General features: G+C 34.4%; 2 protein-coding genes and 1 pseudogene. All 3 read left to right on the top strand.

Annotated features, from left to right (window positions below; all coding sequences use genetic code 11):
* Positions 1–419 (top strand): annotated as a pseudogene (locus A5849_RS00745) (replication initiator protein A); the annotation flags it as partial.
* A 1-nt stretch (position 420) separates the two neighbouring features.
* Complete coding sequence (locus A5849_RS00740; RefSeq protein ID WP_086309896.1) at positions 421–639, top strand: hypothetical protein; 219 nt, start codon at positions 421–423, stop codon at positions 637–639.
* Positions 626–2,813 (top strand): pLS20_p028 family conjugation system transmembrane protein (locus tag A5849_RS00735; RefSeq protein ID WP_086309895.1); only part of this gene is annotated, 2,188 nt, incomplete at its 3' end. The genes A5849_RS00740 and A5849_RS00735, both read left to right, overlap by 14 nt.

Below are 2,813 nucleotides of genomic sequence, written 5' to 3'. Positions count from 1 at the left end.
ATAATGATGATCTTCTTGAATCACTTTCAACTAAAAATAATAAATTAGATGAAGAATTGATCGAAACATTTATTGAAGAAAATCTTCTTAAACAAATATGGGGAGAAAGTATTGTGAATTGCTTAAAACTGGCTAGCAATAGTGATTATCGTCAATTCGACAACTGGTACAAAAAATTCAATTATGCAATTAAATCTGCTGAAAAAGAACAAAAAGTTCAACTGAAAATTATCTATGAAATTTGTAATAATAGTTATTTTGTAGATCATGTTAGAGAACAGCTAGCAATGACTTTACGTGACTTGATACGAAGAGCAAAAACAGATCATCGTATCAAACAAAAAAATAATTATATCTTTACTTCTCTAAAAAATAAAGCGTTAGAACTAATCAAGCTACAAAAAAAAGAGGGAATTTAAAATGATTGAAAATCATCTAGTAGATAAGATTCACTGTCTTGATCATAACGCAGATACTCTTGAGTTAACCGAGAGTATCTGCTCAAATACTATTGTTCTCGATTTAAAAGCTGTTAATGATGATTACGTAACTCATATCATAATTGACAGAAAAATAGCTCAGAAACTCTCTGAGAGCCTAAGAAAATGGGCTGAGGGAGATAACAATGAAAATAATTAAAAAAAAGATTGCTAATAGAAAAACAAATTGGTTGCCGGTTATTTTTCTTGTTCTAATAGCTGTGATTCTTTTTACGAGTAACATTGCAGAAGGCAGTATTTTCAATTGGTTTGATGATACTGAGAGTCAAACTGAGTTTTTAACTAATCCGCTTTACCAGAATTATTTGAAAAAATACAACGGAAATTTTTACAGCCAGTTCGGTATGTGGATAGGCTGGTCTGTTATAAAATCAATGTTCGCTGTTGTCGATGGCATTCAAAATATGATTCCCGAAGTTTTAGATTTGTTTAGCTTTGTAGAAAGTACCGGATTGAACAAAGTCTATCAAGCTGTTTTAAGTACCATTGTTGTTGGCTTAATGATACTTTCACTAGTGATTATTGGTTATAAAATGATTACAGGTAAGGGAACGGTTGATCTAAAATCTGTTGGAATGAATGTTGTAATGTCAATTTCATTGATTCTTTTAATGCCAACGTTGATTCACAGCGGAATAGAGTTTTCTAAAACATTTTATAATGATACGACTACGATTACAAATTCGGACGAAGGCGTGGCGTGGTCGCTGATTGAACAAGGGGTTACTGATTTAGCTTATATCAATAAAACGGATCAATATTCCATGATCGATAAAACGAATGACCGGAACAATCTAACAAAAGAAAATTTTTGGAAAACGGATCTTACGCAAGTATTGACAGATAATGTACTCGACAAAATGGAAAAAGAGAACCCAATAGCTGATAATCTGCGTTATGAATTAGTTGAAAATTCTGATAATGGATTTGTTGCTACCAAATTTTCGGATAATTTTCTGTCGACCTTTGTTGAGGGCATTAAATCAGGATATTATCGCTATCAAGCAAATCTATGGGGGATTTCTTTTGGATTGATTGCTTTAGCGGTAGCGTATGTTTTTAGTGCTTTCATTATAATTACAGCAATACTCGAGCTAGCGTTTAAACGCGTACTTGGAGTTTTGGTATTTGCTACTGACTTAGAGACAGGTCAACGATCAAAACAAGTTTTGTCAGATATTTTACAGTGTTATTTGACAGTCGGATTTCAAGGGTTCGGATTGTCTATGTTTGCAATGTTTGTTAATTATCTAAACGCTGGTGAAGGTATCTCAACGAATATTTTTATAAAAACAATTGCTTATATCTGTGCCGTGTTCGTTCTAATAAAGGGTAGTGGAACAGTCATGCGTTACTTTGGCGTGGATATTGGTTTAAAAGAAGGCTATGGCCAGCTTGCTTCAGCATTTGGTATGGGAGCTATGCTGTTTCGTAAAGGAACAGGTGGTATGAACCGATCTAAAGGTGGGAAAAATAGTGGTGGAAACGATCAAGCGGAAGGAGAAGAACGAAAACCAGAACGCAACTTTGGTCAATCACTTTCTCAAAAAGCTAATAAAAGGGGGAAAACGCTTGGGTATGCTCGTGAACGAGGACTATCAGGCTTAGCTTCGGATGGAGCTACAATGGCTAGTGAAAGAGCAACAAAACCATTTAAGAGTATGCGTGATATAGCTAATGATACCAAGAATAAATTCAAAGAAGGTTTAGATGATGGTACCGTGTCCGCTATTAATAAAAATAGCAAACCTATAGTAGCTAAAAATAAAGAAGATGAAACTGGAAAATATACTGATTCTATGCCAACACGTCTTTCGGATAGAAAAGATGGCGCTAAAGTTGAAAACGCTGATAGAATTATGTCTAGTTCTGAACGTATGCGTGAAGCAATGAAAAATAATGCTGAATCAAATATTAATCCTGCAAGTGCAATTCAGCAAAAAGTTAAACAAGATATTGAAGAACGTAAAAATGCTATGCACGGTCAAGCTAAGTCTGCTGAAGAATTAATTAATCAGAAGCGACAGGAAGCAAAATACACGCCTGAAGCAATGAATCGTGAGGAAATAAGGAAACGTGTAGAAGGGCGTACAGGCGCTAATATGGACGAAAAAGAAGCGTTGACTAAAGAAAGAATCCAAGAAGCTAAAAATTCAAATACCGGATTAGAAAAATCAGTCAAAGAAAATCTACAAAATTCTACAAGTAGTCAAGATAGGCGCTCAGTAGATGTTCGAGAAAACTTACACAATACTACAAGTAGTCAAAATGGAAATCGAACAGTAGATGTACGAGAAAATGTACAAAGTAGTG

Origin of the sequence: Enterococcus sp. 10F3_DIV0382 (assembly GCF_002140245.1) — a bacterium.
GTDB lineage: Bacteria > Bacillota > Bacilli > Lactobacillales > Enterococcaceae > Enterococcus_B > Enterococcus_B lactis.
This window is presented reverse-complemented; position numbering and strand designations above follow the sequence as displayed.

What these genes read in the sequence shown, in the direction of transcription:
- A5849_RS00740 (WP_086309896.1), top strand. Translation starts at nt 421, where the DNA reads ATGATTGAAAATCATCTAGTAGATAAGATTCACTGTCTTGATCATAAC.